The organism is Enterobacter sp. 61D5 (genome assembly GCF_034107965.1).
In the GTDB taxonomy this organism is placed as follows: Bacteria; Pseudomonadota; Gammaproteobacteria; order Enterobacterales; family Enterobacteriaceae; genus Enterobacter; species Enterobacter cloacae_M.
On record NZ_JAWNFK010000004.1, the window covers coordinates 296658 to 318809 of the forward strand.

The following is a 22152-nucleotide window of genomic DNA, read 5'->3' on the forward strand; positions in this document are numbered from 1 at the left end:
TTTTTCTATTATTTATACTGTGTCGCATTCTTGATACCGGACAATCTCATGTCAGTAAGTTCTTTTAACCGACGCTGGGCGGCGGTGATCCTTGAAGCCCTGACGCGCCATGGCGTCAGGCACGTGTGTATTGCACCGGGCTCTCGCTCAACGCCGCTGACGCTGGCGGCTGCAGAAAACCGGGCGTTGATTCACCATACCCACTTTGATGAACGCGGTCTCGGCCATCTTGCGCTGGGTCTGGCGAAAGTCAGCAAAGAACCTGTGGCGGTGATCGTCACATCCGGTACCGCCGTGGCGAACCTCTATCCGGCCCTGATTGAAGCCGGATTAACGGGTGAAAGACTGATCTTACTGACGGCCGATCGTCCCCCTGAGCTTATCGACTGCGGTGCCAATCAGGCCATTCGCCAGCCGGGGCTCTTTTCTTCGCATCCTTCGCAGACGATTTCGTTACCGCGTCCCACCCAGGATATTCCGGCAAGCTGGCTGGTCTCCACCGTCGATCACGCCATGGAGACGTTGCGCAGCGGGGCGTTGCATATCAACTGCCCGTTTGCCGAGCCGCTGTACGGCGAGCTGGACGACACAGGTCTTGACTGGCAGCAGTCCCTCGGCGACTGGTGGCAGAGTGAAAAATCGTGGCTGCGCGAGCAGACGCATCTTGAGAGCGCGAAGCAGCGCGACTGGTTCTTCTGGCGGCAGAAGCGCGGCGTGGTGATTGCCGGGCGCATGAGCGCCGCAGAAGGCAAGTTGGTTGCCGAATGGGCGCAAACCCTTGGCTGGCCGCTGATTGGCGACGTGCTTTCGCAGACCGGTCAGCCGCTGCCGTGCGCCGATCTCTGGCTGGGTAACGCGAAAGCGGTCACCGAGCTTGCGCAGGCGCAGATTGTGGTCCAGCTTGGATCGAGTTTGACAGGCAAACGCTTACTGCAGTGGCAGGCCACCTGCACCCCGGAAGAGTACTGGCTGGTGGATTCGCTGGAAGGACGGCTTGACCCGGCGCACCACCGCGGTCGTCGTTTGATCAGCAGTATCGACGCCTGGCTGACGCTTCATCCGGCTGAGAAACGCAAGCCCTGGGCGGTAGCTATCCCGGATCTTTCGCGCCAGGCGTGGGAACTGACCAAAGCGCACTGTGAAGCGTTTAGCGAAGCCGGGCTGGCGCACCGAATTCGCCAGTGCCTGCCTGAACAGGGGCAGCTGTTTGTCGGCAACAGCCTGGTCGTGCGGCTGATTGACGCTTTCTCAAAGCTGCCCGCGGGCTACCCGGTGTACAGCAACCGCGGTGCCAGCGGCATCGACGGGCTGATCTCTACGGCGGCGGGCGTGCAGCGCGCCAGCGCGAAATCGACGCTGGCGATCGTGGGCGATCTCTCCGCGCTCTACGATCTTAACGCGCTGGCGCTACTGCGTCAGGCGTCAGCCCCGTTTGTGCTGATTGTGGTCAACAACAACGGTGGTCAGATTTTCTCCCTGTTGCCAACCCCGCAGAGCGAGCGCGAGCGTTTCTATCTGATGCCGCAGAACGTGCAGTTCGAACACGCCGCTGCGATGTTTAGCCTGAAATACCATCGTCCGGAAAGCTGGGAACAGCTGGACGCGGCGTTAAGCAGCGCCTGGAAACAGCCGGGCGCGACGCTGATTGAGCTGGTGGTGAACGAGGCTGACGGTGCGCAGGCCCTGCAAAGCCTGCTGGCGCAGGTGAGCCAGCTGTGATCCTCTCTGGCGTGCAGCAGGCTGGCAAACCAGGCTTTCCCTGGCTGGTCTTTTTGCACGGTTTTTCAGGCGACCGGCGCGAGTGGCAGAGGGTCGGTGAAGGGCTCAGCGATTATCCCCGGCTGTATCTGGATTTGCCGGGTCACGGTGGATCCCGAAATCTGGGCGTGACGGGGTTTGACGAGATGAGCACGTTGCTCACCCGAACCCTTCTTAGTTACAACATACTTAAATTCTGGCTCATCGGGTACTCCCTCGGCGGCCGCATTGCGATGTTTCATGCCTGCCAGCAGCCGAAGGGGTTGTTCGGGGTGATTGTTGAAGGTGGGCATCCGGGCCTGCAGTATGCCGATGCGCGAAATGCGCGGCTGGCGTCCGACCGCCGCTGGGCAACGCGTTTTCGCACCGAACCGCTGGATAAGGTGTTCGCTGACTGGTACCAACAGCCCGTGTTTGCCTCCCTCACGGACGCCCAGCGCGAGGCGCTGATTACCCTGCGCAGCCAGAACAACGGCGCGACGCTGGCGATGATGCTCGAGGCGACCTCGCTGGCCGTGCAGCCGGATTTGCGTGCCGCGCTTAGCGCACGCGATTTCTCTTTTGACTATCTCTATGGCGAACGGGATGAGAAGTTCGCGGCCCTTGCCGCGGAAGTGAACGCCGTTCGCCATGCCATTCCAGACGCCGGACACAACGCCCACCGGGAAAACCCCGATGCGGTTATCGCGAGTCTGGCTCAGATACTGCGTTATCGAATAAAGGACACTCTATGATCTATCCTGATGAAAACATGCTTTACGCCCCGGTTGAATGGCAGGACTGCTCCGAAGGCTACACCGACATTCGTTACCACAAATCCACCGATGGCATTGCCAAAATCACCATCAACCGCCCGCAGGTACGTAACGCCTTCCGTCCGCTGACCGTGAAAGAGATGATTCAGGCCCTGGCGGATGCGCGCTACGACGACAACATCGGCGTGATTGTCCTGACCGGCGAAGGCGATAAAGCGTTCTGCTCCGGCGGCGATCAGAAAGTGCGCGGCGACTACGGCGGATACCAGGACGATGCGGGTACTCACCACCTGAACGTCCTCGATTTCCAGCGCCAGATCCGCACCTGTCCAAAACCGGTGGTGGCGATGGTGGCGGGCTACTCCATCGGCGGTGGTCACGTGCTGCACATGATGTGCGATCTGACCATTGCCGCTGAGAACGCCATCTTCGGCCAGACCGGTCCGAAAGTGGGATCCTTCGACGGCGGCTGGGGCGCCTCGTACATGGCACGCATCGTCGGGCAGAAAAAAGCCCGCGAAATCTGGTTCCTGTGCCGTCAGTACAACGCTCAGGAAGCGCTGGATATGGGCCTGGTGAATACCGTGGTGCCGATTGCCGATCTCGAAAAAGAGACCGTTCGCTGGTGCCGCGAAATGCTGCAAAACAGCCCGATGGCGCTGCGCTGCCTCAAGGCCGCTCTCAACGCCGACTGCGACGGTCAGGCGGGTCTGCAGGAGCTGGCGGGCAACGCCACTATGCTGTTCTACATGACCGAAGAGGGTCAGGAAGGGCGCAACGCGTTTAACGAAAAGCGCCAGCCGGACTTCAGCAAATACAAACGGAATCCGTAATGCGTCGTGCGCAGGTTTACCGCTGGCAGATACCGATGGACGCGGGCGTGGTGCTGCGTGAACGGCGGTTAAAAACCCGTGACGGTTTCTTCGTGCATCTGCAGCAGGACGAGCGGGAAGGCTGGGGCGAAATTTCACCTCTGCCGGGCTTTAGCCTGGAGTCGCTGGATGACGTGCAGTCAGCATTGCTGGCGTGGGCGGACGCGTGGCGTGAGGGCGCGGATCCGGCGTTGCCGGACGTGCCTTCTGCGGCTTTTGGCATCAGCTGCGCGCTGGCGGAGCTGGACGGCAGCCTGCCTGAAGAGGCTAACTACCGCGCGGCACCGCTCTGTACGGGCGATCCTGACGAGCTGTTCGCGCTGCTCTCCGCCATGCCGGGCGAGAAAGTGGCGAAAATTAAAGTCGGTCTCTACGAAGCGGTGCGCGACGGGATGGTCGCTAACCTGCTGCTGGAAGCGATCCCCGACCTCCATTTGCGTCTGGACGCTAACCGCGCCTGGACGCCGCTCAAGGCGCAGCAGTTTGCTAAGTACGTCAACCCGGCGTACCGCAACCGCATTGCCTTCCTCGAAGAGCCGTGCAAAACCCGCGACGATTCGCGCGCGTTTGCCCGCGAAACGGGGATAGCCATCGCCTGGGATGAAAGCCTGCGTGAGGACGATTTTGAATTTATCGCCGAGCCCGGCGTCAGCGCGGTGGTGATTAAACCGACGCTGACCGGCAGCCTGGCGAAGGTGCGCGAGCAGGTCGCGGCGGCGCACGCCTCGGGGCTGACGGCGGTCATCAGCTCGTCGATTGAGTCCAGCCTTGGGCTGACCCAGCTGGCGCGCATTGCCGCCTGGCTAACGCCGGATACGATCCCCGGCCTCGACACGCTGAACCTGATGCAGGCCCAGCTTATCCGCACGTGGCCGGACAGCGCGCTGCCGTGCCTCGACGTCACGGCGCTGGAGCCGTTGTTATGAGTTTTACCGACTGGCCGTGGCGGCACTGGCGCGCGCAGTTTGCTGATAAACCGGCCCTGAGGCTGAACGACGAGGTGCTCAGCTGGCAACAGCTGTGCGCACGCGTCGACCGCCTTGCGGCAGAGTTTCATCTGCAGGGCGTGGAGGAGGGCAACGGCGTTCTGCTGCTGGCCCATAACCACCCGCAAACTCTGCTGGCGTGGCTGGCCCTGCTCCAGTGCGGGGCGCGTATTCTTCCCGTTAATCCGCAGCTGCCGCGCCCGCTGCTGGACGTGTTGCTCCCGCAGATGACGCTGCGCTTTGCGCTGGTGCTGGACGGTACCTGCGACGGTCTTCCTGCCCTGAGTATGCGCGAGCGCGCAGGGGAATATCGCGTTGCGTGGCAGCCGGCGCGGCTGGCGTCCATGACGCTGACCTCCGGCTCTACCGGGCTGCCGAAAGCGGCGGTGCATACCTGCGACGCTCATCTCGCCAGCGCGCGCGGCGTGCTGGCGCTGATGCCCTACGGCGAAGATGACGACTGGCTGCTTTCGCTGCCGCTGTTTCACGTTTCCGGCCAGGGGATTTTATGGCGCTGGCTGCAGGCCGGCGCGCGGTTAACCGTGCGCGAGAAACAGCCGCTGGCGCAGGCTTTGCGCGGGTGTACGCACGCCTCGCTGGTGCCGACCCAGCTCTGGCGTCTGCTTAATACCCGTCAGCCTGTCGCACTGAAAGCGGTGCTGCTGGGCGGAGCCGCCATCCCTGTGGAATTGACGCAGCAGGCGCGCGAGCAGGGGATTCGTACCTTCTGCGGCTACGGCCTGACCGAGTTTGCCTCTACCGTCTGCGCAAAAGCGGCGGACGGCGAGCCGGACGTAGGCTATGCGCTGCCGGGCAGAGAGGTGCAGGTAGTTAACGGTGAAGTCTGGATCCGGGCAGAGAGTATGGCCTCAGGCTACTGGCGGGACGGCGAACTGGTTCCGCTGACCAACGCGCAGAGATGGTTCGCCACCCGCGATCGCGGTGAATGGCATGATGGTCGCCTGACGATCCTGGGCCGCATGGACAACCTTTTTTTTAGCGGCGGAGAAGGGATCCAGCCGGAGAGCCTTGAGCGTGTTATCGCCCGCCATCCGCAGATTAACCAGGTGTTTATCGTCCCGCTGGACGACGCCGAGTTTGGACAGCGTCCGGTGGCGGTGGTGGAGTGCGAGCCGGTCACGGATATCAGCTGTTTGCCTGACTGGGTCAGGGATAAGGTGGCGCGTTTTGAGCAACCCGTCCGCTGGCTGCTGTTGCCGACCGAACTCAAAAATGGCGGCATTAAAGTCTCGCGCCGCGCGTTGCAGCAGTGGGTGAACGCCTCGCTGAAGGGATAATAACCGTTTCAAATAATTACAATCTACTGACCTGCCGCACGCAGAGTGCTTGATCCCCGGAAGACTCCGGTTAAAATCTCGCGGTTTTGGGACTTCTTTATAATAATTGTGTGGGATCACGACAATGAAAAAAGCGGCATTAGTGGGCTTCGGCCTGATGGTTGTATCTGCGGCGGCTAACGCCATCAGCATTAACGGCTCGGCGGGTCAGGATTATACCCACCTGGGCTTTGGCATGGGGACCGAGACTTCCGGTCTGGCGATGACCGGCGGCTGGACGCATAACGATGACGACGGCGACGCGGCCAGCCTCGGCCTGGGTCTGAACGTTCCTCTTGGCCCGTTCCTGGCCACCGTCGGCGGTAAAGGTATCTATACCAACCCAAATGACGGTGACGAAGGGTACGCGGCGGCAGTGGGCGGCGGCCTGCAGTGGAAAATTGGCGACAGCTTCGGCCTGTTTGGTGAGTACTACTATTCGCCGGACTCCCTCTCAAGCGGTATCGAAAGCTATGAAGAGGCCAACGCCGGCGCGCGCTGGACCATCATGCGTCCGATTACCATCGAAGCGGGCTATCGCTATCTGAACCTGGCCGGCAAAGACGGCAACCGCGACAACGCGCTGGCCGACGGCCCGTACGTGGGCGTCAGCGCAGGCTTCTAATCACTCCGGCGCGGCATTCTGTCGCGCCAGTTTCTCTCTTCTCCACCCCCGCGTTTGCGCTATAGTGTTTTGACCAAATAAGCGGGAGAACATAATGATTAACGTGGAGATGTTATCCACCGGCGACGAAGTGCTGCATGGACAAATTATCGATACCAATGCTGCCTGGCTTGCCGATCTTTTCTTTGAGCAAGGATTACCGTTAACGCGCCGCAATACGGTGGGCGACAATCTTGAGTCGCTGGTCGCTATTCTGCGCGAGCGCAGCGAGCACTGCGACGTGCTGATTGTGAACGGCGGGCTCGGCCCCACCGGTGACGATCTCAGCGCGTTGGCCGCCGCAACCGCAAAAGGCGAAGGGCTGGTTCTGCACGAGGCGTGGCTTTCGCAGATGGAGCGCTTTTTCTCCGAACGTGGCCGCGTCATGGCCCCCAGCAACCGCAAACAGGCTGAAATTCCCGCCAGCGCCGAGCTGGTCGATAACCCGGTGGGTACCGCGTGCGGGTTTGCCATGCAGCTGAACCGCTGCCTGATGTTCTTCACGCCGGGCGTGCCCTCAGAATTTAAAGTGATGGTCGAGCAGCAGATCCTGCCGCGCCTTCGCGATCGTTTTACTCTGCCTGAACCGCCGCTGTGCCTGCGTTTGACCACCTTTGGCCGCTCGGAAAGCGATCTGGCCCAGAGCCTTGACCCTCTCCCGCTGCCGCCGGGCGTCTCCATGGGCTACCGTTCCTCCATGCCGATCATTGAACTCAAGCTGACAGGCCCGGCCGAACAGAAAGAGGCGATGCTGGCCCTGTGGCCCGAGGTGCAGCGCGTGGCGGGCGAAAGCCTGATCTTTGAAGGGACGGAAGGGCTGCCCGCGCAGATTGCGACGCATCTGCAGTCGCGTCAGCTGAGCGTGACCTTAAGCGAGCAGTTCACCGGTGGCCTGCTGGCCCTGCAGCTGTTGCGCGTCAACGCGCCGCTGCTGGCCAGTGAAGTGGTGCCTTTCCAGCAGGAGACCCTGGCGCAGACCGCCCGCTGGGCTTCAGAGAGAAGGGTGAAGCATTTTGCCGGTCTGGCGCTGTTCGTCGGGGGGCTGGACGAGGAATACCTTAACTTCGCGCTGGCGACGCCGGAAGGCACCTGGGCCCTGCGGGTAAAAATGAGTATCACCCGCCACAGCCTGGCGGTGCGTCAGGAGGTTTGCGCTATGATGGCGCTGAACATGCTGCGCCGCTGGCTGAATGGCAAAGAGGTTGCCAGCGAGCACGGATGGATTAACGTTGTCGAGTCGCTGTTCATTGAGTAACACCAGTGCCGGGGCCTTTCGCCCCGGCACTGTTTAGCCCAGCGCCTTCGCCAGCAGGGTGATTGGATGCTCGCAGCGCTTGCTGGTGGACATCTCAATCTGCCACTTGCAGGTTTCGCAGTCCGTCACCACGATATCCGCGCCGCTCTCCTCAATCTGACGGAACAGCGGGGCGCCGATCGCCTGCGACGTTTCATAGTTTTCACGCTTAAAGCCGTAGGTTCCCGCAATCCCGCAGCAGCGCGAATCCAGCACCGTCAGCTCCAGGCCCGGAATTAACCGCAGCAGCTCAAGCGTATAGAGCGACCAGCCCATCTTTTCCATATGACACGGCGTGTGATACACCACTTTCAGGGGTAATTTCCCCAGCGGCAACGTCTGCCCGCTATCGAGCTTACGCCACAGGAAGCGTGTCGCCAGCTCGATGTGCTCGCGCAGGCCGGTGTTATCCACGTCCAGCAGATGCGGGTACTCATCGCGCAGGGTGAAGGTACAGGTGGACGAGGTCGCCAGCACCGGAATACCTTTATCGACAATCGCTTCGCGCAGGGAGGTGACATTGCTCTGAGCCTGCCTGCGCGCTTTATCGGTAAACCCGTTGGCGATCAGCGGTACGCCGCAGCACTTCTCTTTGTTCAGTAGCTGAACGCCCGTTCCCATGGCGTTCAGCACCTTCAGCAGATCTTTACCCAACTGCGGGTGGTTGTAGTTCACATAGCAGCCGTGGAAGAAGGCCACCTGATCGGCGTACTGCGCCTGTTCCGCCGCGACGGATTTGTACCAGCGGCGGAAGGTGCCGTGAGAATATTTCGGCAGGCTGCGGTGATGATCTATCTTCAGCGTGGCATCCAGCAGCTGGCGCACCGGTTTGAGAGAGGTCGCGGCATTCACCAGCGGGGCAAAGGGCGTCGAGACGCTGCCCATCAGATCGGTGTGGCTCAGAATAGCGTCACGCAGCGTCGGCTTTTGCGTGCTATAGCGCGCCCGGGCTCGCTGGATGATATCGCCGATTTTCACATCCGACGGGCAGGCGACTTCGCAGCGTTTGCAGTTGATGCAGTATTTCAGCGCCTCGTCGTACAGCTTGCCGTCCTTCAGGCGCAGACGCTCGCCGTCCGGCCCGGCCTGTTTTGGGCCGGGATAGCGTGGGTTCACGCCGCTCACCGGGCAGACGGTGGTACACAGCGTGCATTTAATGCAGCTTTCAAAACGGGTGTCGTTCATTGTTCAGCCTCCGTGCGTTGGCTAATCTGCTCTGCCACATACAGCGCCGTGACGGCGCAGACCCCGCCACCGCATCCCTGGGCAATGGGATCGTACCCGCCCAGAAGCGAGCCGATGGCAAAAAGATTACTGACGGGCTTACCGGAAAGTTGCGGATGCAGCTGGTTATCGACGATCACGCCGAACTGCTGCCAGGGCTGCGGCGAGAAGAAATCACTTTGATACCAGTCCGCGCGGGAGGCTCGCTGGCGAACATCCAGCCCCATAATGGCTTCCCGGATGCCCTCCCGGCTGCTCAGCAGCCCGTTGCTGAAGAAGCTGCCGCTTGCCAGCACCGTAAAGCGCGCGCGAAGCGGAATATCGTCGTGGTTGCGCGTCCAGACTTCGCTCACCGCGCCGTCGGTCAGGGTGATTTTTTTCACCTCGTCACCCGCCATCCACACGCCGCCCTGCGCGACAAACTGGCGCTGGAGCTGGGTATGCAGGCGAATGCCGGGGACGGAAGGGGGCAGGGTTGGCAGCAGGCCGAGCGTGCAGGGCAGACGATCCGAGAGCCAGCGCCAGAACCGGTTGTCGCGTAAACCAAAGCAGGCGGGCATCAGCAGGGCGTCACAGCTGTCGCTGTGGGGCATGAGCGCGTCATACAGCAGCGGCCATTTATCCTCGTTATCCAGAAAACGGGCGATATTCACCGCGCGAAACTCGCTCGGGTTGTCGCGCAGGACATCCAGTTCAGGCAGCTCTATCTCTGCCGTGTCGGCGTTAACGCCCTGGCGACAGAGCGACGCGGCCGCGAGGTGGGGCTGAAAATCCAGAAAGCCGCTAATGCCCACGACCCGCACGCGTGCGGCATTGAAGGGAGCAACGGGCACTTCTTCCGGGCTGAGCCAGGCAGAGCGTAGGGTGCCGAGCGGGGTGACGCGCTGGTGATTGAACCGGGCGCTTCCCTTCAGACGCGCGCCGCAGTCCGCCAGCAGCGCTTCGGTTTCCAGCGCAAAGCGGTCAATATGCTGGGCGCCAATCAGGTGATAAGGGTGCTCCGGCGGCAGTTTGTCGCGGTACGCTTCGTCCACCAGATCCAGAGAGCCCGACGAGAAGTGCAGGGCGCTCTGGCCCCGGGTGATAATGGCGCAGTGAAGACCCTGCTTCGAGAGCTTGATGCCGCAGAGCAGGCCTGCCAGCCCGCCGCCGACGATTACGGTATCAAATTTCATCGCGTTGCTCCTTCTCAAGACCGCAAAGCCCCTGGTAGACCCAGCGGGTAAATTCGCTTTCGCGCAGGGCATCGCCCCAGGCGACAGGCTGAATGCCTTTCCAGCGCTCGTTTAAAAACGCGCTGAGCTGATCGAGCGACTGGGTGGCGGTGGTGGTATGAAAACGCTGCAGCAGCCCGGCGGCACGACAGGCGCACAGCTCGCCCTGACAGGTTCCCATTCCCACGCGGGTGCGGCGACGAAGATCGAGCAGGCTTGTGACCGTCAGGCTCTCCACCGCGTACTGCACCTCACCGGCGGTGACGGCTTCGCACTCGCATACCAGGCTGCGGCTCAGGCGTCCTTCACCGAGCCACTGCGGCGTTCTGTCGCCGTGGCGGTAAATCGCGGATCCGCGCAGCGGCGCGGGCAGGGAGATGATTTTTTGCAGCGTTTTTTCGGTGGACTGCCGCGAGCCGGGCAGCGCCTGGTCTGCCGTCACGCATGTTTCGGTATTCCGCAGCTTGCGGCAGACGGCATCGGTCGCCCACTCGGCCATCAGGCGGTAGGTCATCAGCTTGCCGCCGGTGATGGTGATAAACCCGTCCATGCCGTCGCGCTCGGCGTGATCGAGCAGCACGATGCCCCGGCTGACGTTACGTCCGCTCGGGTCGTTGTCGCTGGCAACCAGCGGACGCACGCCCGCGTAGGCGCGCAGAATACGCGTCTGCGCCATCACTGGGGCCAGTTTTTCCCCTTCGCGCAGCAGGACGTCGACCTCTTCGGCGGTCACGCGGTTGTAGTCAATCTCGCTGTAGTCAACGTGGGTTGAGGTGGTACCGATTAACGAAATGGTGTCGCCCGGGACCAGGATATCGGCGTCGGACGGTTTGCGGCAGCGGTTGATCACGTGATTATTGATGCGGTGGTCAAGGATCAGCAGCGAGCCTTTTGCCGGGAACATGCGCACCGACAGATCCGCGTATTCCGCGATGCGCTGCCCCCAGATCCCCGCCGCGTTGACCACCACGGCGGCATACAGCTCGCTGTGTTCGTTATACTGCTTATCAAGGATCCGCGCGCCGCAGATACGATGACCTTCACGGATAAGCCCGGTCACTTCGTGCCCGGTCAGTATGCGCGCGCCATGCTCGCGGGCGTCCAGCATATTGGCGGCCGTCAGGCGAAAGGGGTCAACGGTGCCGTCAGGCACTTTTACCGAGCCGATAAGCGCCGGGTTAACCGACGGTTCAAGCCGCCGCGCCAGCGCCGGGTCCATTGCCTCAGCCTGAATGCCCGCCGCAGTGCAGGCGGTAATAAATGTGTCCTGAAAGGCGAGATCATCTTCGGGAAGAGTAATAAAGAGGCCGTTGGTTGGCTCAATGCAGTGGCGGGCGATACGCTTGAGGATCTGGTTTTCAGCAATACATTCGCGTGCGGACTCACCGTCGGTAACCGCATACCGCGCTCCGCTGTGCAGCAGGCCGTGGTTACGCCCGGTTGCGCCCGTGGCGATATCGTGGCGCTCCAGCAGTGTGACGCTTAAGCCGCGAAGGGCGCAGTCGCGTGCGATCCCGGCGCCGGTTGCGCCACCGCCAATGATTATCACATCGCTGTAACGAGGATCGTGAATGGTCATTGTTTACCCTCTATGTTCGTTTTTTTATCATTTAGCCATATCAATAGTGTGGTTTGTTTGATTTCGAACATAAACGCGCGAAATTCGAAAGTGAAACGTGATTTCATGCGCTTTTTTGCGCATTCTGTCATATTTCTGTAACAATCTGTGCGTTGATTCACAGTAACAATCACCGTGATTTCTTAACATCCCCGCCTCTGGAATTCAGGTGCGAGCCACCTGCCCATTCAATTCAAGGCCACGGAGGCTGTTATGCTCAGTATCTTCAAACCTGCGCCGCACAGGGCGCGTCTACCAGAGGCAGAAATTGATCCGCTATACCGCCGTCTGCGCTGGCAAATTTTCCTGGGGATTTTCTTCGGGTACGCGGCGTACTACCTAGTACGTAAAAACTTCGCGCTCGCGATGCCGTATCTGGTGGAGCAGGGCTTCTCCCGCGGCGATCTGGGGTTTGCGCTGTCGGGGATCTCAATCGCCTACGGTTTTTCCAAATTCATCATGGGTTCCGTGTCGGATCGCTCGAATCCGCGCGTGTTCCTGCCCGCCGGCCTGATCCTGGCGGCCGCGGTCATGCTGTTCATGGGCTTTGTGCCGTGGGCGACGTCAAGTATTGCGATTATGTTCGTGCTGCTGTTCCTCTGCGGCTGGTTCCAGGGGATGGGGTGGCCGCCGTGCGGACGTACCATGGTGCACTGGTGGTCGCAGAAGGAACGCGGCGGCATCGTGTCGGTGTGGAACTGCGCGCATAACGTAGGTGGCGGTATTCCGCCGCTGCTGTTCCTGCTGGGGATGGCCTGGTTCAACGACTGGCATGCTGCGCTCTATATGCCTGCCTTTGGCGCCATCGTCGTGGCGATTTTCGCCTTCGCGCTGATGCGCGATACGCCGCAGTCCTGCGGCCTGCCACCGATTGAAGAGTATAAAAACGACTATCCGGATGATTACAGCAAGGAGCACGAAGAAGAGCTGACCGCAAAACAGATCTTCATGAAGTACGTCCTGCCGAACAAGCTGCTGTGGTACATCGCGGTGGCGAACGTGTTCGTTTATCTGCTGCGCTACGGCATTCTGGACTGGTCCCCGACGTACCTGAAAGAGGTGAAGCACTTCGCGCTGGATAAATCGTCCTGGGCCTATTTCCTGTATGAATATGCCGGGATCCCGGGCACGCTGCTTTGCGGCTGGATGTCGGACAAAGTGTTTAAAGGTAACCGCGGCGCGACGGGCGTGTTCTTTATGACCCTCGTCACCATCGCGACAGTCGTTTACTGGCTCAACCCGCCGGGCAACCCATCAGTAGACATGGTCTGCATGATCGTTATCGGCTTCCTGATTTATGGTCCAGTAATGCTGATTGGCCTGCACGCGCTGGAACTGGCGCCGAAAAAAGCGGCAGGCACGGCGGCTGGCTTTACCGGTCTGTTCGGCTACCTGGGCGGTTCGGTCGCGGCGAGCGCCATCGTGGGCTACACCGTTGACTTCTTCGGCTGGGACGGCGGCTTTATGGTGATGATCGGCGGCAGCGTGCTGGCGGTACTGCTGCTCATTGTGGTCATGATCGGAGAGAAACGTCACCACGCGGAAGTGCTGGCGCGTCGTCAATAAGGAGCATTGCGATGAAATTATCTTACGTAACAACCGGCCTGCTGCTGGCGGGCCTGATGACAGGCTCCGCGCTGGCGGCGGATAAAATCGTTATCGCCCACCGCGGCGCCAGCGGCTATCTGCCGGAGCATACGCTCCCGGCGAAAGCGATGGCCTATGCCCAGGGCGCGGATTATCTGGAGCAGGATCTGGTGATGACCAAGGACGACCAGTTGGTCGTCCTGCATGACCACTACCTGGACCGCGTGACGGACGTGGCGGAGCGTTTTCCGGACCGCGCGCGAAAAGATGGCCGCTACTACGCCATTGATTTCACGCTGGCGGAGATCCGTTCCCTGAAGTTTACCGAAGGCTTCGAGATCGAAAACGGCAAGAAGGTGCAGGTCTATCCGGGACGTTTCCCGATGGGCAAATCTGACTTCCGGATCCATACCTTCCAGGAAGAGATTGAGTTTGTTCAGGGGCTGAACCACTCAACCGGTAAAAATATCGGCATCTACCCGGAGATCAAAGCGCCGTGGTTCCACCATCAGGAAGGCAAAGACATTGCCGCGAAGACGCTGGAGGTGCTGAAGCAGTACGGCTACACCAGCAAGAAGGACAAAGTCTACCTGCAGTGTTTTGACGCCGCCGAGCTGAAGCGTATCAAAACCGAGCTGGAGCCGAAGATGGGGATGAACCTCAATCTGGTGCAGCTGATTGCCTATACCGACTGGAATGAAACCCAGGAGAAGCAGCCGGACGGTAAGTGGGTGAACTATAACTACGACTGGATGTTTAAGCCGGGCGCGATGAAGCAGATTGCGCAGTACGCCGACGGCATCGGGCCGGATTACCACATGCTGGTGGCGGAAGGTTCAGCGCCGGGCCACGTGAAGCTGACGGCGATGGTGAAAGAGGCGCACGCCAGCAGGATGCAGGTACATCCGTATACCGTGCGTGCAGACCAGCTGCCGCCGTATGCCACGGACGTGAATCAGCTTTATGAGGTGTTGTATAACCAGGCGGGCGTGGACGGACTGTTTACGGATTTCCCGGATAAAGCGGTCGAATTCATTCACCGGAAGTAGGTTTGGCAGGTCGGGTAAGGCGAAGCCGCCACCCGACAATCAGGCTCTGCTGCCTGATACCCTCACCCTAACCCTCTCCCACCGGGAGAGGGGATAAGGACAACATCACATCTCGATCTCTATATCGCCTTTTGCCCGGCAGCAGCAGGGCAAAATTTCCCCTTCGTTGATAAAGGCCAGCGGCTCGGTCAGCCAGTCCACCTGGCCGGCGACCAGGCGGCAGCGGCAGGAGCCGCAGTAGCCGGAACGACACTGGTACTCTACTTCTACCTGATGCGCCTCAAGCGCCACCAGCAGAGAAGGGTGCTCTTCCCGACACAGCACCTCAGTGCCGGAAAGACTTAACGTGACGCGTGACATCAGAGCTGGAAGTTGCTCAGGTCGTCGGTGTTGACTTCAGAATCAATCTGACCGACCAGATAAGAGCTGACTTCCACTTCCTGCGGCGCAACCTGCACGTTATCGGACACCAGCCAGGTGTTGATCCACGGAATCGGGTTAGAGCGCGTCTGGAACGGCAGGTCAAGACCGACGGCCTGCATGCGGATGTTGGTGATGTACTCAACGTACTGGCACAGAATGTCTTTGTTCAGGCCAATCATGGAGCCGTCGCGGAACAGGTAGTCTGCCCACTCTTTCTCCTGCTGAGCCGCCAGCACGAACAGGTCGTAGCACTCCTGCTTGCACTCTTCGGCGATTTCCGCCATCTCCGGATCGTCCGTACCGCTGCGCAGCAGGTTCAGCATGTGCTGGGTACCTGTCAGGTGCAGGGCTTCATCGCGGGCGATCAGACGGATGATTTTGGCATTGCCTTCCATCAGCTTGCGCTCGGCAAAGGCGAAGGAGCAGGCGAAGCTCACGTAGAAGCGGATCGCTTCCAGCGCGTTGACGCTCATCAGGCACAGGTACAGCTGTTTTTTCAGCGCGCGCAGGTTCACGGTAATGGTTTTACCGTTCACGTTGTGCGTACCTTCGCCCAGCAGATGCCAGTAGCTGGTCATCTCGATCAGCTCGTCGTAGTAGTGGGCAATGCCTTCCGCGCGCTTCTGGATCTGCTCGTTGGTAACGATATCGTCAAACACCACCGCCGGATCGTTCACGATGTTGCGGATGATGTGGGTGTAAGAGCGGGAGTGGATAGTCTCGGAGAACGCCCAGGTTTCCACCCAGGTTTCCAGCTCCGGAATGGAGATCAGCGGCAGCAGCGCCACGTTCGGGCTACGACCCTGAATGGAGTCCAGCAGCGTCTGGTACTTCAGGTTGCTGATGAAGATATGTTTTTCGTGATCCGGCAGCGACTGGTAGTCAATACGGTCGCGGGAGACGTCCACTTCTTCCGGGCGCCAGAAGAAGGAGAGTTGCTTTTCAATCAGCTTTTCGAAGATGTCATATTTTTGCTGATCGTAGCGTGCCACGTTGACCGGCTGGCCGAAGAACATCGGCTCTTTGAGCTGGTCGTTTTTCGTCTGTGAAAAGGTGGTATATGCCATGAGTGTGTCCTGTCTTACGAAATAAAGGCGGGGATATCCCCGCCCTTCATTAGATCTTACATGCGCCGCTTTCGCAGCCATCGTCCTGAATTGACGGTACCAGGTCGTCCTGCGCGTCTTCCGCACCGTCACGGGTGTTGTGATAGTACAGGGTTTTCACGCCAAATTTGTAGGCGGTGAGCAGGTCTTTCAGCAATTGCTGCATCGGTACCTTGCCGGACGGGAAGCGCGTCGGGTCATAGTTGGTATTGGCAGAGATCGACTGGTCGATAAACTTCTGCATGATACCCACCAGCTGCAGGTAGCCGTCGTTGTTTGGCATTTCCCACAGCAGCTCGTAGTTATTGCCCAGCGTTTCGTAATCCGGTACCACCTGACGCAGCACGCCGTCTTTCGACGCTTTGATGCTCACGTGGCCGCGCGGCGGTTCAATACCGTTGGTGGCGTTAGAGATCTGCGAAGAGGTCTCGGACGGCATCAGGGCAGAGAGCGTAGAGTTACGCAGGCCGTGGGTCTTGATGGACTCGCGCAGGCCTTCCCAGTCGAGATGCAGCGGCTCGCTGACAATCGCATCCAGGTCTTTCTTGTAGGTGTCAATTGGCAGAATGCCTTTCGCGTAGGTGGTTTCGTTGAACCACGGGCACGCGCCTTGCTCTTTCGCCAGCTCGTTAGAGGCTTTCATCAGGTAGTACTGAATCGCTTCGAACGTCTGGTGCGTCAGGTTGTTAGCGCTGCCGTCGGAGTAACGCTTGCCGTTTTTCGCCAGCCAGTAGGCGAAGTTGATCACGCCGATACCCAGGGTACGGCGGCCCATTGCACCGCGTTTAGCGGCCGGGATTGGGTAATCCTGGTAGTCCAGCAGGGCGTCGAGCGCGCGAACCGCCAGCACGGCCAGCTCTTCCAGCTCGTCCAGGCTCTTAATCGCGCCCAGGTTGAACGCAGACAGCGTACACAGCGCGATTTCGCCGTTTTCGTCGTTCACGTCTTCCAGCGGTTTGGTCGGCAGGGCGATCTCCAGGCACAGGTTAGACTGGCGCACTGGCGCAACTACTGGATCAAACGGACTATGGGTGTTGCAGTGGTCCACGTTCTGGATGTAGATACGGCCGGTAGAGGCACGTTCCTGCATCATCAGGGAGAACAGGTCTACCGCCTTCACGCGCTGCTTGCGGATGCTGTCGTCTTTTTCGTATTTGGTGTACAGACGCTCGAACTCGTCCTGATCGGCAAAGAACGCGTCATACAGGCCCGGAACGTCGGACGGGCTGAACAGCGTAATGTCTTCGCCTTTCAGCAGACGGGTGTACATCAGCTTGTTGATCTGCACGCCGTAGTCCATGTGACGCACGCGATTGCCTTCCACGCCGCGGTTGTTTTTCAGAACCAGCAGGCTTTCCACTTCCAGGTGCCACATCGGGTAGAACAGGGTCGCAGCACCGCCGCGCACGCCGCCCTGAGAGCAGGATTTTACTGCCGTCTGGAAGTGTTTATAGAACGGAATACAGCCGGTGTGGAACGCTTCACCGCCGCGAATCGGGCTGCCCAGCGCGCGAATGCGACCGGCGTTGATGCCGATACCGGCACGCTGGGAAACGTATTTCACGATGGCGCTGGAGGTGGCGTTGATGGAATCCAGACTGTCACCACACTCGATCAGTACGCAGGAGCTGAACTGACGGGTTGGGGTACGCACGCCAGACATGATTGGCGTCGGCAGTGAAATCTTGAACGTGGATACCGCATCGTAGAAACGCTTCACGTATTCCAGACGGGTGTCACGCGGGTAGTTAGAGAACAGGCAGGCGGCCACCAGAATATAGAGGAACTGGGCGCTTTCGTAGATCTCACCGGTTACACGGTTCTGAACCAGGTATTTGCCTTCGAGCTGCTTCACCGCCGCGTAGGAGAAGTTCATGTCGCGCCAGTGATCGATAAACCCGTTCATCTGCTCGAACTCTTCTTCCGTATAGTCTTCCAGCAGATGCGTGTCGTATTTGCCCAGCTCAACCATTTTCACTACGTGATCGTAAAGCTTCGGCGGCTCAAACTGGCCGTAGGCTTTTTTACGCAGATGGAAAATCGCCAGACGTGCAGCGAGGTACTGATAATCCGGTGCTTCGCGGGAGATGAGGTCAGCCGCTGCTTTAATGATTGTTTCGTGGATATCAGACGTTTTGATGCCGTCGTAGAACTGAATGTGAGAACGCAGTTCAACCTGGGAGATAGATACGTTGTTCAGTCCTTCTGCTGCCCAGTCGAGAACTCGATGGATTTTGTCCAGATTGATACGCTCGGTAGTACCGTCGCGCTTTGTCACCAGCAGACTCTGATTCATGTGGGTTTTACCTGTCCGTGAAATAAAAAATATCCCCCGTTTATCCACAGATCCGCCTTGTGACTAACTCTGTGGATAAATACTACATATAGGGGGTTTGCGATAAGAAAAACGCTATATGGTGAGTATTCTAGTATCGAATCTTTTCAGCACAAGGGTTGATTTTGACGTTAAATTGAGGTTGTGAAAGGGTAAAAAAGGCTAAGTCCTCGTACCGTAAGGCCTGGAAGACATGTCAATAATTAAGAAAAAAAATTCAAAATTTGATCGAGTGCTGATTTCTTCAACGGGAGGTCAGAATTGCGCAACATGATGTCGCGCAATCTTTATAAGAATAACGAATGACGTTAGTCGTTTTTGGCGGTTGTGTGCAACATATAGTTAACATCAACGCCCGGCGCGAGTTTGAATTTATTGGTCAGCGGGTTGTAGTGCAGGCCGGTGATGTGCTGCTCTTTGAGCCACGTCTGGTCAACCCAGCTTAACAACTCCGCAGGCTTAATGAATTTCTTCACGTCGTGGGTCCCTTTCGGCACCATGCGTAGCACATACTCCGCACCGACAACGGCCATCAGCCAGGCTTTACCGTTACGGTTGATGGTTGAGAAGAAGACCTGGCCGCCCGGCTTCACCAGTTTTGCACAGGCGTGCACCACCGACTGCGGATCGGGAACGTGCTCCAGCATCTCCATGCAGGTCACTACATCGTACTGATGGGCGTGTTTTGCTGCGTGCGCTTCCACGGTTTCCTGCACGTATTCCACCTGTATACCGGACTCCAGCGCGTGAAGGCGGGCAACCTGCAGCGGTTCAAAGCCCATATCCAGGCCAGTGACGTTCGCCCCTTCGCGCGCCATGCTTTCAGCCAGGATGCCGCCGCCGCAGCCGACGTCGAGCACTTTCTTACCGAACAGACCGCCGGAACGCTCCGCGATATAGCCCAGACGCAGCGGGTTAATGCGATGCAGCGGTTTGAACTCACCTTCGAGATCCCACCAGCGGGACGCCACCGCTTCAAATTTGGCAATCTCTTCGTGGTCAACGTTGTGAGCCACCGGGGATTTTTCGGCATTCATGGGCGCTTTTACTCCTTATTTAGCAAGACAAAGGAGTATATCAGGCAATCCCCGTGAATAAAGCGTATAGGTTTACCTCAATCACCTCGGCTGTGTTATAATTTGCGACCTTTGAATCCGGGATACAGTAGAGGGATAGCGGTTAGATGAGCGACCTTGCGAGAGAAATTACACCGGTTAACATCGAGGAAGAGCTGAAGAGCTCCTATCTGGACTATGCGATGTCGGTCATTGTTGGCCGTGCGCTGCCGGACGTCCGCGATGGCCTTAAGCCGGTACACCGTCGCGTACTATACGCCATGAACGTATTGGGCAATGACTGGAATAAAGCCTATAAAAAATCTGCCCGCGTCGTCGGTGACGTCATCGGTAAATATCACCCGCATGGTGATACCGCCGTTTATGACACCATCGTTCGTATGGCGCAGCCATTCTCCTTGCGCTACATGCTGGTAGATGGTCAGGGTAACTTTGGTTCAGTCGACGGCGACTCCGCTGCGGCGATGCGTTATACGGAAATCCGTATGTCGAAAATCGCTCATGAGCTGATGGCCGACCTGGAAAAAGAGACCGTTGATTTCGTCGATAACTACGACGGCACCGAGCGCATCCCAGATGTGATGCCAACCAAGATCCCGAACCTGTTGGTTAACGGTTCGTCCGGTATCGCAGTCGGTATGGCAACCAACATTCCGCCGCACAATATCACCGAGGTGATCAACGGCTGCCTGGCCTATATCGACGATGAAGACATCAGCATTGAAGGGCTGATGGAACACATCCCGGGCCCGGACTTCCCAACGGCGGCGATCATCAACGGTCGTCGCGGTATTGAAGAAGCGTACCGCACCGGCCGCGGCAAGATTTACATCCGTGCTCGCGCCGAAGTGGAAGCGGACGCTAAAACCGGCCGTGAAACTATCATTGTTCACGAGATCCCGTATCAGGTGAACAAAGCGCGTCTGATTGAAAAAATCGCCGAGCTGGTAAAAGAAAAACGCGTTGAAGGCATCAGCGCGCTGCGTGACGAGTCTGACAAAGACGGTATGCGCATCGTGATTGAGATCAAACGCGACGCGGTGGGTGAGGTTGTGCTGAACAACCTGTACTCCCAGACTCAGCTTCAGGTCTCCTTCGGTATCAACATGGTTGCGCTGCACCATGGTCAGCCGAAGATCATGAACCTGAAAGAGATCCTGAGCGCGTTCGTGCGTCACCGCCGCGAAGTAGTGACCCGTCGTACCATCTTCGAACTGCGCAAAGCGCGCGACCGTGCGCACATCCTTGAAGCGCTGGCGGTTGCGCTGGCCAACATCGACCCGATCATCGAACTGATCCGTCGTGCGCCAACCCCGGCGGAAGCGAAAGCCGCCCTGATTTCCCGTCCGTGGGATCTGGGTAACGTCGCCGCGATGCTGGAACGTGCGGGCGATGACGCAGCGCGTCCTGAGTGGCTGGAACCTGAATTCGGCGTGCGTGACGGTCAGTATTACCTGACTGAACAGCAGGCTCAGGCGATTCTGGATCTGCGTCTGCAGAAACTGACCGGCCTTGAGCACGAAAAACTGCTCGACGAATACAAAGAGCTGCTGGAACAGATTGCTGAACTGCTGCATATCCTGGGCAGCGCAGAGCGTCTGATGGAAGTGATCCGTGAAGAGCTGGAGCTGGTCCGCGATCAGTTCGGCGATGCGCGTCGCACCGAAATCACCGCGAACAGCTCTGATATCAACATTGAAGATCTGATCAACCGCGAAGACGTGGTGGTCACCCTGTCTCACCAGGGCTATGTGAAGTATCAGCCGCTGACCGACTACGAAGCACAGCGTCGTGGCGGTAAAGGTAAATCTGCGGCACGTATTAAAGAAGAAGACTTTATTGACCGCCTGCTGGTGGCCAACACCCATGACACGATCCTCTGCTTCTCCAGCCGCGGTCGTCTGTACTGGATGAAAGTTTATCAGCTGCCGGAAGCGAGCCGTGGCGCGCGTGGCCGTCCAATCGTTAACCTGCTGCCGCTGGAAGCGAACGAACGTATCACCGCCATCCTGCCGGTACGCGAGTACGAAGAGGGCGTGAACGTCTTTATGGCGACCGCCAGCGGTACCGTGAAGAAAACCGCGCTGACCGAGTTCAGCCGCCCACGTTCCGCCGGTATTATCGCGGTGAACCTGAACGAAGGCGACGAGCTGATCGGTGTGGATCTGACCTCCGGTTCTGATGAAGTGATGCTCTTCTCTGCGGCCGGTAAAGTGGTGCGCTTTAAAGAGAACGCCGTCCGTGCAATGGGTCGTACCGCTACGGGCGTTCGTGGTATCAAACTGGCTGGCGAAGACAGCGTTGTTTCTCTGATTATTCCGCGCGGTGAAGGGGCTATCCTGACCGTGACGCAGAATGGTTACGGTAAACGTACGGCGGAAGGGGAATACCCAACCAAGTCTCGCGGCACGCAGGGCGTTATCTCTATCAAAGTGACCGAGCGCAACGGTTCCGTTGTGGGCGCGGTGCAGGTAGACGATGCCGACCAGATCATGATGATCACCGATGCCGGTACGCTGGTGCGTACCCGCGTGTCTGAGATCAGCGTGGTGGGGCGTAACACCCAGGGCGTGATCCTCATCCGTACAGCGGAAGATGAAAACGTGGTCGGTCTGCAGCGCGTTGCTGAGCCGGTGGATGACGAAGAGCTCGATTCCATCGACGGTAGCGTTGCGGAAGGCGATGATGATATCGCGCCGGAAGCCGACACCGACGATGACGTAGCGGATGACGCTGACGAGTAATGTCTCCTGATGTAAAAAAGGGCCGGATTCCGGCCCTTTTCTTTTGCACAAGCAGATAAGTCAACGTTGCGACCTGGCGCGTTTACCGCTACCTTAACCACATTCTTTTG

General features: G+C 58.8%; 17 protein-coding genes. 10 read left to right on the top strand and 7 right to left on the bottom strand.

Annotation, left to right across the window (positions count from 1 at the left end; genetic code table 11):
• Window positions 1-48: 48 nt before the first annotated feature.
• From menD to UTM25_RS04355, 7 genes are all read left to right on the top strand, one after another.
• Entirely contained in the window at window positions 49-1719 is a 1671-nt protein-coding gene (gene menD / locus UTM25_RS04325) for a 2-succinyl-5-enolpyruvyl-6-hydroxy-3-cyclohexene-1-carboxylic-acid synthase (protein ID WP_194400390.1), read from the top strand.
• Window positions 1716-2492: a 2-succinyl-6-hydroxy-2,4-cyclohexadiene-1-carboxylate synthase gene (menH, locus tag UTM25_RS04330; protein ID WP_194400392.1), complete on the top strand. Its 777-nt coding sequence runs from the start codon at window positions 1716-1718 to the stop codon at window positions 2490-2492. Before menD ends, menH begins: the two co-directional genes overlap by 4 nt.
• Window positions 2489-3346: a 1,4-dihydroxy-2-naphthoyl-CoA synthase gene (gene menB, locus UTM25_RS04335; protein WP_023312524.1), complete on the top strand. Its 858-nt coding sequence runs from the start codon at window positions 2489-2491 to the stop codon at window positions 3344-3346. The genes menH and menB overlap by 4 nt, the downstream gene beginning before the upstream one ends.
• Window positions 3346-4311, top strand: a complete 966-nt coding sequence (menC, locus tag UTM25_RS04340) for an o-succinylbenzoate synthase (RefSeq protein WP_194400393.1) — start codon at window positions 3346-3348, stop codon at window positions 4309-4311. The genes menB and menC overlap by 1 nt, the downstream gene beginning before the upstream one ends.
• Window positions 4308-5669 carry an o-succinylbenzoate--CoA ligase gene (gene menE / locus UTM25_RS04345; RefSeq protein WP_320714345.1) on the top strand — a complete coding sequence of 454 codons (1362 nt, stop codon included), beginning with the start codon at window positions 4308-4310 and terminating at the stop codon, window positions 5667-5669. The genes menC and menE overlap by 4 nt, the downstream gene beginning before the upstream one ends.
• A gap of 124 nt (window positions 5670-5793) precedes the next feature.
• The gene (locus UTM25_RS04350; RefSeq protein ID WP_109846089.1) at window positions 5794-6333 is read left to right on the top strand and encodes a YfaZ family outer membrane protein; all 540 of its coding nucleotides are present in this window, start codon (window positions 5794-5796) and stop codon (window positions 6331-6333) included.
• 94 nt (window positions 6334-6427) lie between these two features.
• Entirely contained in the window at window positions 6428-7627 is a 1200-nt protein-coding gene (locus UTM25_RS04355; RefSeq protein WP_194400395.1) for a nicotinamide mononucleotide deamidase-related protein YfaY, read from the top strand.
• A gap of 33 nt (window positions 7628-7660) precedes the next feature.
• Here the strand turns inward: UTM25_RS04355 and glpC are convergent, their stop codons facing one another.
• The 3 genes from glpC to glpA are packed head-to-tail and all read right to left on the bottom strand — an operon-like array spanning window position 7661 to window position 11683.
• Complete coding sequence (gene glpC / locus UTM25_RS04360) at window positions 7661-8851, bottom strand: anaerobic glycerol-3-phosphate dehydrogenase subunit GlpC (RefSeq protein WP_194400396.1); 1191 nt, start codon at window positions 8849-8851, stop codon at window positions 7661-7663.
• Window positions 8848-10065, bottom strand: coding sequence for a glycerol-3-phosphate dehydrogenase subunit GlpB (gene glpB, locus UTM25_RS04365; protein ID WP_194400397.1), 1218 nt, complete (start codon window positions 10063-10065; stop codon window positions 8848-8850). Before glpB ends, glpC begins: the two co-directional genes overlap by 4 nt.
• Window positions 10055-11683: an anaerobic glycerol-3-phosphate dehydrogenase subunit A gene (gene glpA, locus UTM25_RS04370; RefSeq protein ID WP_320714350.1), complete on the bottom strand. Its 1629-nt coding sequence runs from the start codon at window positions 11681-11683 to the stop codon at window positions 10055-10057. The genes glpB and glpA overlap by 11 nt, the downstream gene beginning before the upstream one ends.
• 252 nt (window positions 11684-11935) lie before the next feature.
• Between glpA and glpT the strand changes: the two genes are divergently transcribed.
• Both glpT and glpQ read left to right on the top strand, forming a co-directional pair.
• The gene (gene glpT / locus UTM25_RS04375; RefSeq protein ID WP_194400401.1) at window positions 11936-13288 is read left to right on the top strand and encodes a glycerol-3-phosphate transporter; all 1353 of its coding nucleotides are present in this window, start codon (window positions 11936-11938) and stop codon (window positions 13286-13288) included.
• An 11-nt stretch (window positions 13289-13299) separates the two neighbouring features.
• Window positions 13300-14358: a glycerophosphodiester phosphodiesterase gene (glpQ, locus tag UTM25_RS04380; RefSeq protein ID WP_023312515.1), complete on the top strand. Its 1059-nt coding sequence runs from the start codon at window positions 13300-13302 to the stop codon at window positions 14356-14358.
• A gap of 105 nt (window positions 14359-14463) precedes the next feature.
• Here glpQ and yfaE read toward each other — a convergent pair whose 3' ends face one another.
• From yfaE to ubiG, 4 genes are all read right to left on the bottom strand, one after another.
• A complete protein-coding gene (yfaE, locus tag UTM25_RS04385; protein ID WP_008500234.1) occupies window positions 14464-14718 on the bottom strand; it encodes a class I ribonucleotide reductase maintenance protein YfaE in 255 nt (84 codons plus the stop codon).
• Window positions 14718-15848: a class Ia ribonucleoside-diphosphate reductase subunit beta gene (gene nrdB / locus UTM25_RS04390; RefSeq protein ID WP_023312514.1), complete on the bottom strand. Its 1131-nt coding sequence runs from the start codon at window positions 15846-15848 to the stop codon at window positions 14718-14720. Before nrdB ends, yfaE begins: the two co-directional genes overlap by 1 nt.
• Window positions 15849-15897: 49 nt before the next feature.
• On the bottom strand, window positions 15898-18183 hold the full coding sequence (nrdA, locus tag UTM25_RS04395; RefSeq protein WP_045402753.1) for a class 1a ribonucleoside-diphosphate reductase subunit alpha: 2286 nt from the start codon (window positions 18181-18183) through the stop codon (window positions 15898-15900).
• 347 nt (window positions 18184-18530) lie between these two features.
• Window positions 18531-19259: a bifunctional 2-polyprenyl-6-hydroxyphenol methylase/3-demethylubiquinol 3-O-methyltransferase UbiG gene (gene ubiG / locus UTM25_RS04400; protein WP_194400403.1), complete on the bottom strand. Its 729-nt coding sequence runs from the start codon at window positions 19257-19259 to the stop codon at window positions 18531-18533.
• 146 nt (window positions 19260-19405) lie between these two features.
• Here ubiG and gyrA point away from each other — a divergent pair, with 146 nt between their 5' ends.
• Complete coding sequence (gene gyrA, locus UTM25_RS04405) at window positions 19406-22042, top strand: DNA topoisomerase (ATP-hydrolyzing) subunit A (RefSeq protein WP_039263204.1); 2637 nt, start codon at window positions 19406-19408, stop codon at window positions 22040-22042.
• The last annotated feature ends 110 nt before the right edge of the window (window positions 22043-22152 follow it).